General features: G+C 68.4%; 16 protein-coding genes. 11 read left to right on the top strand and 5 right to left on the bottom strand.

Translation table 11 applies throughout. From position 1 onward, the window contains the following. The first annotated feature begins 24 nt into the window (after positions 1-24). From AC1Q6V_RS25100 to AC1Q6V_RS25085, 4 genes are read left to right on the top strand one after another with little or no spacing between them, the layout of a single operon-like run. The gene (locus AC1Q6V_RS25100) at positions 25-1,338 is read left to right on the top strand and encodes a DUF1254 domain-containing protein (RefSeq protein ID WP_439669834.1); all 1,314 of its coding nucleotides are present in this window, start codon (positions 25-27) and stop codon (positions 1,336-1,338) included. Between the two features lie 11 nt (positions 1,339-1,349). Next, positions 1,350-2,666 carry a DUF1254 domain-containing protein gene (locus AC1Q6V_RS25095; RefSeq protein WP_454750657.1) on the top strand — a complete coding sequence of 439 codons (1,317 nt, stop codon included), beginning with the start codon at positions 1,350-1,352 and terminating at the stop codon, positions 2,664-2,666. Then, a complete protein-coding gene (locus AC1Q6V_RS25090) occupies positions 2,663-3,643 on the top strand; it encodes a Bug family tripartite tricarboxylate transporter substrate binding protein (RefSeq protein ID WP_454750658.1) in 981 nt (326 codons plus the stop codon). Before AC1Q6V_RS25095 ends, AC1Q6V_RS25090 begins: the two co-directional genes overlap by 4 nt. Positions 3,644-3,701: 58 nt before the next feature. Beyond that, positions 3,702-4,715: a Bug family tripartite tricarboxylate transporter substrate binding protein gene (locus AC1Q6V_RS25085; RefSeq protein ID WP_010809643.1), complete on the top strand. Its 1,014-nt coding sequence runs from the start codon at positions 3,702-3,704 to the stop codon at positions 4,713-4,715. 16 nt (positions 4,716-4,731) lie between these two features. Here the strand turns inward: AC1Q6V_RS25085 and AC1Q6V_RS25080 are convergent, their stop codons facing one another. The 3 genes from AC1Q6V_RS25080 to AC1Q6V_RS25070 form a co-directional block, all read right to left on the bottom strand. Further along, complete coding sequence (locus AC1Q6V_RS25080) at positions 4,732-5,922, bottom strand: M24 family metallopeptidase (RefSeq protein ID WP_058698623.1); 1,191 nt, start codon at positions 5,920-5,922, stop codon at positions 4,732-4,734. A gap of 11 nt (positions 5,923-5,933) precedes the next feature. After that, the gene (locus AC1Q6V_RS25075; protein WP_058698624.1) at positions 5,934-6,902 is read right to left on the bottom strand and encodes a Bug family tripartite tricarboxylate transporter substrate binding protein; all 969 of its coding nucleotides are present in this window, start codon (positions 6,900-6,902) and stop codon (positions 5,934-5,936) included. Positions 6,903-7,020: 118 nt separating this feature from the next. Continuing rightward, a complete protein-coding gene (locus tag AC1Q6V_RS25070) occupies positions 7,021-7,626 on the bottom strand; it encodes a TetR/AcrR family transcriptional regulator (protein WP_011616890.1) in 606 nt (201 codons plus the stop codon). A 117-nt stretch (positions 7,627-7,743) separates the two neighbouring features. On the opposite strand from AC1Q6V_RS25070, the gene AC1Q6V_RS25065 reads away from it, so the two are divergent. After that, the gene (locus AC1Q6V_RS25065) at positions 7,744-8,235 is read left to right on the top strand and encodes a flavodoxin family protein (RefSeq protein WP_010809639.1); all 492 of its coding nucleotides are present in this window, start codon (positions 7,744-7,746) and stop codon (positions 8,233-8,235) included. A 48-nt stretch (positions 8,236-8,283) separates the two neighbouring features. Here AC1Q6V_RS25065 and AC1Q6V_RS25060 read toward each other — a convergent pair whose 3' ends face one another. Beyond that, a complete protein-coding gene (locus tag AC1Q6V_RS25060) occupies positions 8,284-8,493 on the bottom strand; it encodes a hypothetical protein (protein ID WP_041688042.1) in 210 nt (69 codons plus the stop codon). A 356-nt stretch (positions 8,494-8,849) separates the two neighbouring features. Between AC1Q6V_RS25060 and flhC the strand changes: the two genes are divergently transcribed. The 3 genes from flhC (at position 8,850) to AC1Q6V_RS25045 (ending at position 11,366) form a co-directional block, all read left to right on the top strand. Beyond that, complete coding sequence (gene flhC, locus AC1Q6V_RS25055; RefSeq protein WP_011616889.1) at positions 8,850-9,461, top strand: flagellar transcriptional regulator FlhC; 612 nt, start codon at positions 8,850-8,852, stop codon at positions 9,459-9,461. A gap of 130 nt (positions 9,462-9,591) precedes the next feature. Next, positions 9,592-9,969, top strand: coding sequence for a hypothetical protein (locus AC1Q6V_RS25050; protein ID WP_439672578.1), 378 nt, complete (start codon positions 9,592-9,594; stop codon positions 9,967-9,969). A 518-nt stretch (positions 9,970-10,487) separates the two neighbouring features. Further along, positions 10,488-11,366, top strand: a complete 879-nt coding sequence (locus AC1Q6V_RS25045) for a lipid A biosynthesis lauroyl acyltransferase (RefSeq protein WP_010809635.1) — start codon at positions 10,488-10,490, stop codon at positions 11,364-11,366. A gap of 7 nt (positions 11,367-11,373) precedes the next feature. Here the strand turns inward: AC1Q6V_RS25045 and AC1Q6V_RS25040 are convergent, their stop codons facing one another. Then, the gene (locus AC1Q6V_RS25040; RefSeq protein WP_454750659.1) at positions 11,374-12,210 is read right to left on the bottom strand and encodes an IclR family transcriptional regulator; all 837 of its coding nucleotides are present in this window, start codon (positions 12,208-12,210) and stop codon (positions 11,374-11,376) included. Positions 12,211-12,319: 109 nt separating this feature from the next. On the opposite strand from AC1Q6V_RS25040, the gene AC1Q6V_RS25035 reads away from it, so the two are divergent. Genes AC1Q6V_RS25035 through AC1Q6V_RS25025 form a run of 3 tightly spaced genes read left to right on the top strand, consistent with a single transcriptional unit; the run spans position 12,320 to position 15,482 of the window. Beyond that, complete coding sequence (locus tag AC1Q6V_RS25035) at positions 12,320-13,090, top strand: enoyl-CoA hydratase/isomerase family protein (RefSeq protein WP_011616888.1); 771 nt, start codon at positions 12,320-12,322, stop codon at positions 13,088-13,090. 13 nt (positions 13,091-13,103) lie between these two features. After that, a complete protein-coding gene (locus AC1Q6V_RS25030; protein ID WP_011616887.1) occupies positions 13,104-14,294 on the top strand; it encodes a CaiB/BaiF CoA transferase family protein in 1,191 nt (396 codons plus the stop codon). Between the two features lie 21 nt (positions 14,295-14,315). Continuing rightward, on the top strand, positions 14,316-15,482 hold the full coding sequence (locus AC1Q6V_RS25025; protein WP_454750660.1) for an acyl-CoA dehydrogenase family protein: 1,167 nt from the start codon (positions 14,316-14,318) through the stop codon (positions 15,480-15,482). Positions 15,483-15,522 lie beyond the last annotated feature (40 nt).

Genomic DNA, 15,522 nt, shown 5'->3' with positions numbered 1-15,522 from the left:
GCAAAACCCGACGGAGACAACGCCATGAACCAACCCGCTGCGCCCTTCCTTGCCGGCACACCCATCGACACGCCCCAGGAAGCCCTCACCGCCGCGGCCGCGTTGCCGCTGGTGCTCGCCACCTATCCGCTGTTTGAAAGCCTGCGCACCTGCCGGCTGCAGACCTCCGTAGCCCAGGCCACCGGCTACGGCCGTGCCCCCGTCAACGTGCTGTCGGCCAGCACCCACCAGTGGACACACAAGGACCGCGACATCGTCACCCCGGCCAATGACCTGCTCTACTTCTGCGCCTGGGTCAACCTGGCCGACGGCCCGGTCACGCTGCACGTGCCGGCGCTGCCGGACGCCAGCCGCTATTACGTGGTGGAGCTGCTGGACGCCTGGACCAACAACTTCGAGAACCTGGGCCCGCGCAACGTTCCCGCGGCCGGCGCCGACATCGTGCTGGCCGGCCCCGGGCAGCAGGCCGAAGGCGACCACGTGGTGCGCTGCCCCACCGCACTGGTCTGGCTGCTGGGCCGCGTGCTGGTGACGGGTGCCGACGATCTGCCGGCGGCGAGCGCCTTCGAGAACGGCTTCTACCTGTCCGGCGGCGCCAGGATGCAGCCCGCCTGCGTGCGCGACTGGCAGGAGGGCGGCGAGCCCGCGCTGGACTTCTTCGCCAACATCTTCAACGCCCTGCGCGAGTATCCCGCCGAGCCTTCCGCCGCCGGCCTGCTGTCGCTGCTGCGCAAATGCGGCATCCGCGCCGGCGACGCCGTCGATGTGGGCGCGCTGCGGCCTGCGGTGCAACAGGGCCTGGTCCGCGCCTGGCACGAAGGCATGGCCCTGATCGAAGCCAACACCCGCAGCCATGCGCGCAAGAGCTGGACCTACAGCCTGCTGCTGGGCCGCTATGGCGACGACTGGATGCAGCGCGCGGTCACCGCCATGAAGGGCCTGGGCGCACTGCGCGCCGACGAGGCCGTCTATGCCGCTGCCGACTACGACGCCGACGGCGAACTGCTGCACGGCCGCCACGCCTACGCCCTGCACTTCCCCGCGGGACACCTGCCGCCGGCGCAGGCGTTCTGGTCGGTCTCGCTCTACGGCGCCGACCGCTTCTTCACCGACAACGCCATCGGGCGCTATGCGCTGGGCGACCGCAGTCCCGGTCTGCAATACGATGTCGACGGTGGCCTCACGCTGACCATCTCGCACCAGCGCCCCACGCAGGCGCAGGACAACTGGCTGCCGGCACCGGACGGCCCGTTCTACCTGATCCTGCGGCTCTACCACCCGACCGATGGCTTCATGGCCGGCGGCTACGTGATCCCGCCCTTGCGGCGCATTGCCTGATGGAGCGCGCCATGGAACACCACGACAACCTGCTCGGCACGCTGGCGTGCGACGCGGTGCGCTACACGCTGCCGCTGTACGAGATGGCGCGCATGCGCGCCGCCACCTGCCCGCGGCGCGATGGCGCCGGGGTCTTTGCCGGCGACGGGCCCGACACAACGCTGCGCTGGATCAACACGGTCACGCACGTGCGCACGCTGCTCGGCCCGCAGCACCGGCAGGTCGTCACGCCGAACAACGACACGCTCTACACCAATGCGTGGCTCGACCTGTCCGGCGGCCCGCTGCTGCTCGACGTGCCCGACTGCCACGGCCGCTACTACGTGCTAGGCCTGCTCGACGCCTATACCAACCCGTTCGGCTATATCGGCACCCGCACCACCGGCACGCAAGGCGGCACCTGGCTGCTGCATGGGCCAGCCTGGCGGGGCGAGGTGCCGGCCGGCGCAACGCCGCTGCCCTGCCCCACCAACGCGGTCTGGATCATCGGCCGCATCCTGGCCGATGGCGAAGCCGATTTGCCGGGTGCACATGCCCTGCAGGACGGCATCCGCCTGCGCCGGCCGGACGGCACCAGCGCAGCAACCGTATTCGATGCTGGCATGCAAGCCGGCGAGCGGCCGGCCGATCCCGACCGCTACGCCGCCGTCGTCACCCGCATGCTGCGCGAGAACCCGCCACCCGCGGCCGAAGCGGAACTGGTCCGCAGCTTTGCCCCGGCCGGCATCGGCAGCAACGCGCCGCTGACCGGGGCACAGCGCGCGGCGCTGGCCACCGCGCTGACGCAGGTCGACGCGGAACTGGCCGCGCCCAGGGTCTCCGCGCTGGGCGGCGGCTGGTTCCTGCCGGTGGAAATCCGCACCTCGTTCGGCACCCACTACGCTCTGCGCGCCGAAGTGGCGCGCAACTACATCGGTGCGCTAGGCGTTGAGGAAGCCATGTACCTGATGGCCGATTGCGATGGCGACGGCTTGCCGCTGGACGGCACGCACCAGTATGAACTGGTGTTTCCCCGGCAAGGACTACCCCAAGTGGGCGCATTCTGGTCGCTGACCATGTACCGTAAATCGGACTGCATGCTGGTCGAGAACCCCCTGCAGCGCTACTCGCTGGGCGACCGCTCGCCGGCCCTGCGCCCGGCGCCCGATGGCAGCCTGTGCATCGTGCTGGGCGCGCAGCCACCTACGGAGAACGCCCTCGCCGGCAACTGGCTGCCGGCCCCCGCTGAGCCGTTCTATGTAGCGTTGCGCCTCTACGTGCCCGGCGCCACGCACCTGGAACGCAGCTTCCGCTATCCACCCATCCGCCGCATGAAGGAAGCATCATGAATCGGACCTCAATCTTCGCCCGGGCCGTGCTGACGGCCGGCCTGGCGATGCTGTGCCTGGCCAGCCCGGCGCAGGCGCAAACGTATCCGTCGCGGCCGGTCAAGCTGGTGTCGCCATATGGCGCCGGCGGCTCCAATGACATCTCTGCCCGCATCCTTGCCGAGGCACTTGGCCACAAGCTGGGCCAACAGGTGGTGGTGGAGAACAAGCCTGGCGCCGGCACGCGCCTGGCCACCGAGCAGGTGGCCCGTGCCGCGCCGGACGGCTACACGCTGCTGTGGGCTGCCGCGCCCTTCGCCATCAATACCGCGGCAGGCATCGCCCAGCGCTACGACGTCCACAAGGACTTCGTGCCGGTGGGACCGCGCGTGCTGGGCCCGGTCTTCCTGATCGTCAATGCCAGCTCGCCGGCCCGCACCGTGTCCGACTTCGTGCGCATGGCCCGGGACAAGCCGGATGGCGTGACGCTGGCCTCCCCGGGCGCAGGCTCCGGCCCGCACCTGACCGCCGAGCTATTCGGGCAGGTCGGCAAGTTCCAGCTGCTGAATGTCCATTACCGCGGCGACGCCACCGCCTATACCGAACTGCTGGCCGGCCGCGCGGACGCCACCCTGACCGCCATCACCTCGGCGCTGCCCTTTATCAAGGCCGGCAAGCTGCGCGTGCTGGCAGTGGCCTCGGAACAGCGTTCGCCGGTCTATCCGGATGCGCCCACCTTTGCCGAGCAGGGTTACCCGGGCATGGTCGGCTACGGCTGGTTCGGCCTGGTCGCGCCGGCCGGCACGCCGCCCGCCGTCTCCGAGCGCCTGAACCGCGAGGCATCGGCCGTGCTGGCCGATGCCGAGATCCGCAAGAAGCTGCTGGGGCTGGGGCTCGAGCCGCAGCCAGAGCCGGGCAGCGCGTTTTCCGCCTTCATCGACCAGGAGATCGGCAAATGGGGCAAGCTGATCAAGGCGCGCGGCATCAAGCTGGAGTGAGACTTCCCCTTCGACGTAGGGCAACACGGACCATCCATCCCAAGGAGACAACGCCATCATGACGACCGCTGCCCACCTGCTGCGCGGCCCGCTGCTGCAAGCCGCCCTGCCCCTGCTCACCGTGCTGGCCCTGGCCGCCGCGCCCGCCCCGGCCGGCGCACAGGGCGCCTACCCGGCCAAGCCCATCCACCTGATCGTCGCCTACCCGCCGGGCGGGCTGACCGACACGCTGGCGCGCACCATCGGCGATGGCCTGTCGCGCCAGCTCGGCAAGACGGTGGTGGTGGAGAACAAGGGCGGTGCCGGCGGCATCATCGGCACCGACTACGTCGCCAAGTCGGCGCCTGACGGCTATACGCTGCTGATGACCATTCCCGGCCCGATCACGTCCAACCTGGCGCTGTACAAGAAGCTGCCCTACGATCCGCGCACTGAGCTGCGCCCGATCTCCGACATCGCCACCGCGCGCACCGTGCTGGCGGTCAACAGCAGCGTGCCGGCCAAGACCGTTGCCGAACTGCTGGCCTATGCCAAGGCATCGCCGGGCAAGCTGCGCATGGGGTCGTGGGGCGCGGGCACGCAGCCGCATACGATCCAGACCTACATCGCCAGGCAGTACCAGGCTGACATGCTGCATGTGCCCTACCGCGGCGAAGGACCCATGGTGACCGACCTGCTCGCCGGCCAGGTCAACGTGACGGTGGGCTCCGTGACCGCGCTCAAGCAACACTTCGCCACCGGCAAGCTGCGGCCCCTCGCTGTCACCGGCACGCGCCGCGCACAGGGCCTGCCAGACGTGCCGACCTTCGCCGAGGCCGGCTACGCCGACGAACCGTTCCGGCTGACCGGCCCGATCACGCTGATGGCGCCCGCGAAGACGCCGCAGGACATCATCGACCGCCTGGGCCGCGAGACCGCCAGCCTGGTCGCCAGCGCCGACATGCAGCGGCGCATCGTGGACATGGGCGCGGAACCGCTCGGCAATACCCCGGCACAGGCAGAGGCGGCGTACAAGGCGTACCTGCCGGTGGTGCTCAAGCTGACGGCGGATACGGGGGTGACACTCGACTGAGCTACGCGGCGGGCGCCTAGTCCACGGTTGCGTATTCCAGCGTCTTCGGCGTCTTGATGATGACCTCCGGCTGGTCGCCAACCACCACGGTATCGTCCAGCCGGAAGCCGCCAAGGCCGTAGACATAGAGGCCCGGCTCCGCCGAATACACCTCTCCCGCAAGCAGCGGGCGGGTATTGAAGGCCATGTCCTCCGGGTATTCATGCAGCATCAGACCGACCGCGTGGCCGGTGCGATGAAAGACATAGTCCCCGCAGCCGGCCTGCTCGATCACAGCCTGCGCGGCCGCATCCATGTCGCAGACGCGCTTGCCGACCACCGCCGCGGCAACGGCAGCGTCGGTGGCCTTTGCCGCAACCTGGTAGAACCGCGCCTGCTCGTCGCCGGGCCGGCCGCAAAACCAGGTGCGCTCATTCTCGACATAGAGCCCGTTCAGGCGCGGCAGCACCAGGTTGACGATGGTGTCGCCGGCGGAAATCCGTGCGCCGCATCCGGCGCCATCGCCATGCGGCGATGCCGAAGCTGGCCCGGTCAGCGTCCAGCATTTGAGGATGTCGAAGTCCTCGCCCGGAAAGCGCCGCGCCGCCTCCTCCGACATCAGCGCCGCCATGGCGTGGTCAAGCTCCTGCACCAGCCGGCCTGGCCGGAAGTTCTCGCGGTAGCGATCCTGCACCCAGTCCGTCAGCGCACCTAGCTCGCGCATGACCTGCAGCTCCTCCGCATGCTTGACCCAGCGCAGGCTGCGCATCTCCGCCATGGCGGGCCGCAGCGTGAGTTCAGGCAGGTAGCGCTGCGCACCGGCCAGGATCGGATGCTGGACGTCGACCGCAATCCGCGACATGCCGAGCCCCCTGGCCCCCAGCAGCGCGGCAACCACTTCCGGCAGCTGCGCAGGCAGCGGCAGGCGATTCGAGACACGGGGATGCTCGGCGTAGTAGGTGACATCGGCAAGCCAGACCGAGCCCTTCCCGGTCGCAAAGCGCATATGGTTGGTCGACAGCTCGTTCATGACCGCGAAGGTGTCGCCATTGCGCGGCACCACCACGAACACCGGGCGCTCCCACGGCCAGACATCGAGCTGGAAATTGGTCGCGTACTGGAAGAAGTCAGGCGTGCCGAACACCAGCGCATCGACGCGCAGCTTGTCCATCAGCCTGTGCATCGCCGCCAGGCGATAGCCTTGTACGGCCTTGGTGAGATGTGCCATGGCAGCGGTCCTCAGAGAGAAATGGCAAGGTTGCGGATGATCGGGCCCCAGGTATCGGCGTCGCGCTTCATATAGCGCTCCACCTCGGACGGCGGCCCCTTGATTGCATCCAGGAACTGGAAGGCAAGCTTCTCCTGGAACTGCGGGTCGTCCAGGATCTGGTTGATGTCGGCATTGACCTTGCGGATAACGCCTGCAGGCGTGCCTGTGCGGGCCACGATCGCGTACCACCCGGGTACCTGCACGTCATAGCCAAGCTCCTTGAAGGTGGGCACCGCGGGCAAGGCCGGCTGCCGCTTGTCGCCGGTGACCGCCAGCGGTATCAGCTTCTTGCCGGCGATGTAAGGCTGCACGCCCGCGAGCACATTCATCATCACCGGGGTCTGCCCGTTCATCAGGCTGGTCGAGCCGCCGCTGCCATTGAACGGCACGTGCTGCAGCCGGACTCCGGTGCGTTGCGCGACCAGTTCCATCGCCAGGTGGGTGGAGTTGCCGATGCCGCCCGATGCGAAGCTGATCTCGCCGGGGCGAGCCTTGGCCATCCGCACGAAATCCTGGAACGTATCAGCCTTGAGCGACGGCGCCGCGACAAAGACAAAGGGCGAGTTGGCGAGCATCGCCACGCCAGTCAGGTCCCGACCCGGGTTATAGGGCAGCTTCGGATACAGGAAGGGATTGAAGCTCAGGTTGGAAACGCCGGCGAAGAACAGCGTGTAGCCATCGGCGGGCTGCCCGATCACATAGCTGATCGCCAGCGTCCCGTTGGCCCCGGGCTTGTTCTCCACCACCACAGGCTGGTTCCAGGCACGGCTGAGCTTTTCCGCGAGCGCGCGCGCCAGCACATCATTGCCGGTGCCGCCGGCCTGCGGCACCACCAGCCGTACGGGCTTCGAAGGGAAGGTTTGCGCCTGCCCGATCCCTGGCAGCGCCATCGCCACCGCAGTCCCGGCCACCCAGGCCAGTAGTTGTCGCCGATCCATATTGCACCCTGTTGGTTTGCCACGATTCGCCTCGTTCGCAAGGCGTGGGATGCAATGTACCACGTGGTACACGAATGGGAAAAATCGGGGTTTACGCGGATTTCCGGGGAAAAAACCGTTACTTGCCGGTTTGGGGAAGCGCCGCCATCCTGGCGGCGAAGTACTTCAGCGCGGCCGTCGTGCCCTTGCGGTCACCCGTGGTGACCAGGTCCAGCAGCAGCCCGCGCATGGTGGCAAGTTCCACGCGCGCGCGCAGCCCGGCCTCGGCAGCGCCGAGGCCGAGGTCGCGCTGCAGGCGCGTCGCCAACGTGGTTGTCCAGCTGCCGACCACGTCTTCCAGAAAGCCGCTGAAGCGCTCGCGGTCGCGGATGGCCTTGCCGTAGATCTCGAACATCAGCTGCATGATCGGCAGGTAGCCTGGGGCGGAATAGCGCTCCCACGCCGCTTCCATCGCGGCTTCGGGAGCCATGCCTTCCACCATCACGCGCTCGCGGGCGGCCTGCTCCGCATGGCGGATGCGATGCAACAGTGCCTGCCAGAAGCCATCCCCGGAGCCGAAGTAGTAGATCAGCATGCGGTGGCTCGTGCCGAGCGCATCCGCCACGCTGCGCAAGGACAGATCGCCCAGGCCATTGGCGAGAACATGATCGGTGGCGGCATCCAGCAACTGGATGGCCTGCTCGCTGGCGGAGCGGTCAAGAGCGGGGGCTTTGGCTTTCGGCATGACGGGGTGGCACGTGCGCCGGGCGCGCAGGATGGCTGCCCCGGATTCTACGATAACTGTCGTCGCCGGCCTGCGTGATACAGTCTTCAGCGTACGGCACACCGCCCCCACGCAAGCATGAAAACGCTGCTGATCGTCTATCACACCATGACCGGAGGCACCCGGCAGATGGCCGAGGCCGCCGCTGGCGCGGCCCGCCAGCAGCCCGGCATCACGGTCGTACTCAAGACCGCTGCCGAGGCAGGCCCGGACGATGTCCTTGGCGCCGACGGCTATCTCTTCGCCACGCCGGAGAACCTGGCCGCCATGGCAGGGATGATGAAGGACTTCTTCGATCGCTGCTATTACGCCGCGCTGGACCGCATCAACGGCCGCCCCTACGCCACCATGATCTGCGCCGGCAGCGATGGCCAGAATGCGCTGCGCCAGATCGAGCGCATCGCCACCGGCTGGCGGCTCAACGCCGTGGCGCCGGGGCTGATCGTCTGTACGCATGCGCAGACACCGGAGCGCATCCTTGCGCCCAAGCAGATCGAAGCCGGGGACCTGGCGCGTTGCGCGGAGTTGGGTGAGGGGTTGGCAGCGGGATTGGGGCTTGGGGTGTTCTGATGGCACGCCAGGTGCCGTACCGCGCTATCGGGCGGGGCGGGCCTGTTCTCAGGCAGCCAGTGGTGTGATGCCGCTCGGGGTGTCATTGCCGCCCCCTTCCTCCTGCACGATCAGCGCGACGCCACGCCGCCTGGCCGCAGCCATGCCGATACTGACGGCGATTTCGCGATCCTCGCAGTGCACCAGGCCCTTGCGGGCACTTTCGACCGCCAGTTCCCAGCCTTGCGCCGTCTGCCTGATCAGGAAGTTCGCAGCCATGGGTCGCTCCGTCGTTGGTGTTCTTGCAGCGTAGTCCATTGGCCTGCCAATGAAATCGGCGTCAGTCCGATAGCGTGCGGGCACTTCTCCTACACCAGGGTGGGGACGGTTAAATCCAGGCGCCGTACCTGACACACAATAATCGCGGAAATATGATTGTTGATGCATGTCATGGTTATAACGCCCCGATCGATCCAAAAATCCTCCTCGACTACGAGAAACCTGAGCCCCGGACCCGCGAGGAGCCGTGCCGCGCACGGTGACACGCCGGGTCATGATTATCGGTGACAGGCCCGGGCAAGCCGGATCAGCAACCGGCTTGCCCGCGCCCATTTCCGATATATCGGAGGAGACCAATGGATGTACACGATATCGCCGGCACGGCTGTGGCCGGCTCACCGGCCCCGGTTCCGCGCGCCAGGCCCCCGCGTCCCGGCAAGAGCATGCTGCAGGATGTTGAGCAGATCCGCCTGGCAATCGAGATGATCGGCCTGGGCGCCCGCCTGCAGGTGCTGGAGTCCGAAGTGTCTCTGCCACGCGTGCGCCTGATCCGGCTGTACAAGGAGCTGTGCGGGGTGTCGCCGCCCAAGGGCATGCTGCCGTTCTCCACGGACTGGTTTGTCTCCTGGCGCCCGAATGCCCACGCCTCGATGCTGCTTGGCGCCTACCGCTTCATGACCAGCCGCGGCAGCCTGGACGGGATCCGCGCGGTCTTGTCCAGCTACCGCATGTACCGCGAACAGCTGTGCGCCACCGGCGAGGCCTCGCAGCTCAGCTTTACCCGCGCCTGGACGCTGGTGCGCTTCTATGAGCGCGGCATGCTGCGGCTGGCGCGCTGCAGGGACTGCCGGGGCGAGTATGTCGTGCAGGCCGACGATGCGCGCCACCGCTACGTCTGCGGACTGTGCCTGCCGCCTGCGCGCGCAGGCAAGGGCCGCAAACCCGCGCCGGCGGCGTTGGCCGGCTGACGCCGCGCAAGGCGTCCCAGTGTCTGCCGCCGCACAGTCCGGTGCACGGCAGGCTTCCATGATGAGTGCTACTGCCATCCAGGCTGCCGGCGTTTCAGGCCGGCCCCGCTTGTACCAGGGAGCCTCGCCCATGTTCAGGATCACCATGCTTGGAAAAAAGACCGGCGCGGCCGCGCCCGACAACAATGACCACAACACCGCCGAATCTCCCGCTCCGGCTGCGCCTGGCGAGCCGGGCAAGACGATGCCGGAACAGCTGGCGCAAAACCTCAAGACACAAGGCGATGCCATGATCCAGTATGGCGCGCGCCTGCTGGTGATGCGCGAGCTGCTGTGCTCGCTGACCACAGGCCTGCCGCCGGCGGCGCGCGCCAGCGCCGAGCAGCGCTTCCGCCAGCGCATCAACCAGTTGATGTCGCTGACCGACGACCATGTCCTGCCGGCGGAATTCCACCGCGCCCTGCTGGCCGAGGTCAATTACTACCTGGGCGAATTGAAAAAACCCTGAGCAATTCCTGCCCGATAATCCCGCCGGTCATTATTGCAGGCGTGACGACGCCGCCTGCGCGTATTATTCAGCGCGCCATTTTCCCTTCCCCGGATCGCACCCCGGCACAGTCGGAAATGCCCTGCCCCGGCCCGATCATTTCCGCTGAATCACCCAGGCGCTGCAATAATCTCCCCCTGTTTGCTACTGGTAGTAACCGTCATCGCCGGGCAGCTGCCATCGTGCTACAGTGCGCCCTTCAGAGAAAGCTTGCGCAGCGACGCATAGCGCACCCACGCCGCCCTTCGGCCCGCGCGCCGTGCCGGAGGCGCCGCCCTGGCGTCCCGCCTTGCTTTGTCAGCCTCCGACGCGCACACCGTGCCGCGCCAGGCGCCGGGCATATGCCGGGGGCCGGCCCTCGCTCTTCCCGTCGTTCGGGTGCACCCCGTTCGCCACCAGCCAGTGGCGCCGAATTATTGCCGCGCAGCCGCCTGCCCGGGGCCTTTGCCCGAGCCGCCGCTGCCGCTCCTAGGATCTACATGAAACACCGGCTCCAGGCTGCGCTCACCATCGCAGTCTTCAAGCTCGTCGCCGCCCTGCCGTACGGTGTCACCGCACGCCTGGGCGATGCGATCGGCAAGCTGCTGTATCGCATCCCCAGCCGCCGCCGGCGCATTGTCCATACCAACCTGTCCCTGTGCTTCCCGGACATGGATGCAGACACGCGCGACAAGCTGGCACGGAACCACTTCGGCCACGTCCTGCGCAGCTACCTGGAGCGCGGCGTGCAGTGGTTCGGCAGCGCCGAGCGCCTGGGCAAGCTGGTGGAACTGGACTCGCGCATCGACCTGGCCTCGTGCGCGGAGCATCCGACCATCTTCATGGGCTTCCATTTCGTCGGCATCGAGGCCGGCTGCATGTTCTATTCGATGCGCCACCCGGTGGCCTCGCTGTACACCAGGATGTCCAGCCAGATGCTGGAAGACATCTCGCGCACGCAGCGCGGGCGCTTTGGCGCCGAGATGATCCCGCGCAGCGGCAGCGGCAAGCAGGTGGTGCGCACGCTGCGCGCCGGCTGCCCGGTAATGCTGGCGTCGGACATGGATTTCGGCATCAACGATTCGGTGTTCGTGCCGTTCTTTGGCGTGCCGGCCTGCACGCTGACCTCGGCCTCGCGCCTGGCCAGCATGACCGGCGCGCGCGTGGTGCCCTTCACCACCGAAGTGCTGCCCGACTACCGCGGCTACCGGCTGCGCATATTCGACCCGCTGGAAGGCTTCCCCTCGGGCAGCGTCGAGGAAGATTCGCGCCGCATGAACGCCTTCCTCGAAGCCCAGATCGCCACCATGCCGGAGCAGTATTACTGGATCCACCGGCGCTTCAAGAACCGGCCCGCAGGCATGCCGTCGGTGTACTGAGCCCGGATTATCCGGCGGCGCGGCGCCAGGCCTCCTGGATGTCCGCCACCAGCCGCTCCAGCTGGGCCGCATAGCGGGCATTGTCGCGGCTGCGCTCGCTCTCGTTGAACGGGAAGCTGATATTGAGCCCGTAAAGCTGCTGGTCCGGCCCGGAAAATGCGGCCCCCACGGCCAGCAGGTGCCCGGGCTGGTAGGCCGCGGTGCAATAGCCGTGCCGCTGCGCCTGCGCGATGCCGCGCAGCACCTTGGCCCGCATGTTGATCCAGTCCTCGCCCTGGCGCGCGGCGATGCCGGCCAGCAGGTCCTCCCTCACCCCCTCAGGCTGCGCCGCCAGCCATGACAGCCCGATCGCCGTCATCTCCATCGGCACGCGGGTTCCCGGCACCACGCGCCGCGTGCGCGACACGCTGTCGCGGCTGTGCCGGATCGACGCCAGGTACACCATCTCCAGCTGGTCGCCCACGGCCAGCCCCACGTTGACCTTGCCGGCCTCGGCCACCTTGCGCATCAGCGGCAAGGCAATGTCCGGCGCGCGGCTGGACTGGTGGAAGGCATCGGCCAGGCTCAGCACCACCGGCGCCAGCCGGTAGGCGCGTTCGTTCACGTCATAGCGCAGGAAGCCGGCATCCACCAGCGAGCGCGTCAGCCGGCTGACGGTGGGGCGCGGCAGGCTGGTGCGCACCGCCAGCTCGGCATTGGTCAGGCTGGTGGTGCCAACACGGAAGGCCCGCAGCAGCACCAGCCCGCGCTCCAGCGACTGGCTGCCCGCGGTGTCGCGGGTAAAGCGCCCGGTCTGGTGCGTGACGCGGCGGCTGGAGGGCTCTGGCAGCACGGCGTCCGGCATCGCCAATAATTTCAGTTAGTGAAATTAGAGTATAGCGGTACGGCCGCGCGGCGCGAATACTGTGTCCATCCCGGCCCCCGAGCCGATCCACCACAGAGGAACGCCCCGCATGTCAGCCGACGCCAATATCCAGGTCACCCATGAAGGCCACGTCGCCCGCATCGTCCTGTCCCGCCCACCGCACAATTTTGTCGATGCCGACATCATGCGGCGCCTGGCCGACACCCTGCAGGCGCTGGACGACAACGAGAACTGCCGCGCCATCGTGCTGGCGTCCGGCGTCAGCGCCTTCTGCGCCGGGGCCGACTTCAGCGGCGCCGACCAGGGCGCGATAGCCAACGACCCGGGCGGCTTCTACGCGCATGCGATGAGGCTTTACCGCAACCGCAAGCCGATCGTGGCCGCGGTGGAAGGCGCCGCCATCGGCGCCGGCATGGGGCTGGCGCTGGTGGCGGACTTCCGCGTGACCTGCGCCGAGGCACGCTTCAGCGCCAACTTCAACCGGCTGGGCTTTCACCCCGGTTTCGGCATGAGCCTGACGCTGCCGCGGCTGGTGGGCGAGCAGCAGGCCGCGCTGCTGTTCTATACCGGCCGGCGCATCACCGGCACCGACGCGGTCGAGATCGGCCTGGCCGATGAACTGGTGGAAAAGGCGCAGGTCAATGCCCGCGCCATGGCCCTGGCGCAAGAGATCGCCGCCTCTGCCCCGCTGGCCGTGGAATCCACGCGCGCCACGCTGCGCGAAGGGCTGGCCGACCGCATCGCCGAGATCAACCAGCGCGAACTGGCAATCCAGCACGGACAGTTCCGCAGCGAAGACTTCCGCGAGGGCGTCGCCGCCATGGCCGCGCGCCGCGCCCCTGTTTTCAAGCGCCGTTGAAGGAGTGGCCCCGATGAGCGAACAAGACACCCGCGCCACGCCGGCCGGCCCGCTGGACGGCATCCGCGTGCTCGACCTCACCGCGGTCGTGCTCGGGCCGCTGGCCACGCAGGTGCTGGCCGACTTTGGCGCCGACGTGATCAAGATCGAAGGGCCCGAGGGCGACCTGATGCGCGCCAACGGCGTCTCGCAGCACGCCGGCATGAGCTCGATCTACCTGGCGCTGAACCGCAACAAGCGCTCGGTCGTGCTCGACCTGAAGACCCCCGAGGGCGCCGAGGCGCTGCGCGGGCTGATCGCCAGCGCCGACGTGCTGGTGCACAACATGCGCGTAGCCGCGATCGAGCGGCTGGGCTTCGGCTATGCCGAAGTGGCGCGCATCAATCCGCGCATCGTCTACTGCGTGGCCACCGGCTTCGGCCAGGACGGTCCGCACCGCGACAAGCCGGCCTTCGACGACATCATCCAGGCCGGCTGCGGGCTGGTCGCGCTGGGTTCCACCACCGGCGATCGCCCGGAGTATGTGCCCAGCCTGATCGCCGACAAGACTACCGGGCTGGCCCTGGCCAACGCCGTGCTGGCAGCTCTGCTGTGCCGCGAGCGCCACGGCGTCGGCCAGTCGGTGGAGGTGCCGATGCTGGAGACCATGACCGCGTTCGTGATGGCCGAGCACCTGGGCGGCCTGACCTTCGAGCCCGCACCCACAGGCGCCGGCTACGCCCGCCTGCTGCAGGGCGGGCGCCGACCCGCGCCGACCCGCGACGGCTGGATCTGCGCCCTGCCCTACACCGAGCGCCACTGGCAAGCCTTCTTCCGCGCCGTGGGCCGCGACGACCTGGCCGAGCGCTACGAGGTGGCCGACCGCGCGCAGCGCAACGCCAATATCCGCGCGCTGTACGGTCACCTGGCCGAGTTGACGCCGGCGCGCACCACCGATGAATGGATGGCGCTGTTCGAGTCGCTCGACATCCCCGCCACGCCGATCTACGGCCTGGACGCGCTGGTCGACCACCCGCACCTGCGCGCCGTCGGCCTGTTCCAGGAAACGCAGCACCCCACCGAAGGCCCGCTGCGCGAAGTGCGCCCCGCCGCGCGCTTCTCGGCCACGCCGCTGTCGCTGCGCCGCCATGCGCCGGGACTGGGCGAACACACCGCCGAAGTCCTGCAGGAGCTGGGCCTCGCCCAAGGCGTCAGCCAACCATAACGAATCAGCAGGAGACAGGGCATGAACTTTGAACTGGACGACGAACACCGGATGCTCAAGGACCTGGTCGCGCGCTTTGTGCGCGAGCAGCTGATCCCGCTGGAACCCGCGGTGCTGGCGCGCGAAGCCGCCGGCGGGCAGATGACGCTGCTGCCGGAAGAGCATGCGCGGCTCGACGCGATGTCGCGCGAACTGGGCCTGTGGGGCCTGGATGCGCCCACGGAGATGGGCGGCGCCGACCTGCCCACGGTGGCCATGGTGGGTGTCAACGAAGAACTGGGCAAGACCATCACGCCCTACGAATTGCCGCCGGACTCGCCCAACCTGCGCATGCTGATGCTGAGCGCCAGCGACGCCCAGCGTGAGCGCTACCTGGCCCCTTACGCGCGCGGCGAGACCGTGTCGGCCATCGCCATTTCCGAACCGGGCGCCGGCGGCGACCCCGCCATGATGACCACGCGCGCCGAACGCGACGGCGAGCACTGGGTGCTCAATGGGCGCAAGATCTGGATCAGCCGCGCGGCGCGCGCCGACTGGACCATCGTCATGGCCGTGACCGACAAGGCCAAGGGCGCGCGCGGCGGCATCTCGGCCTTTATCGTCGAGCGCGGCACGCCGGGCTTCCGGGTGGAGCGCCGCATCCCGATGATCGGCGGCGCATCGACTTACGAGGTGGTGCTGGAAGACTGCCGCATCCCCGCCTCGCAGCTGCTGGGCACCGAGGGCCAGGGCTTTGCGCCGATGCAGGCGCGGCTGTCCACGCGCCGCGTGCAGATGGCCGCGTGGTGCATCGGCCGGGCGCAGCGGGCGCTGGACATGATCTGCGAGTACGCGCCGCAGCGCCAGACCTTCGGCGCGCCGCTGGCGCAGCGCCAGGCGATCCAGTGGTGGGTGGCCGACGCCGCCACGCGCATCCACGCGTGCCGCCTGATGACCTACGAAGCCGCCAGCCGCATCGACGCCGGCGACGAGGCCCGCACGCAGGTATCGATGATCAAGGTATTCGCCACCGAGATGGCGTGGGACGTGATCGACCACGCCATGCAGACCTTCGGCGCGATGGGCATGACCAAGGAGCTGCCGCTGCAGCAGATGGCCAACGAGACCCGTCTGATGCGCATCTACGAAGGGCCCAGCGAGGTGCACCGCTGGGTGATCGCACGCGACCTGCTCGGCTTGCGCCGTTAGGCCCCCGCTTATCCCCTTGCACCGGCGGGAACACGCCGGG

The sequence above is a fragment of the Cupriavidus sp. GW823-FHT07B10 genome, from assembly GCF_058794355.1.
This window is presented reverse-complemented; position numbering and strand designations above follow the sequence as displayed.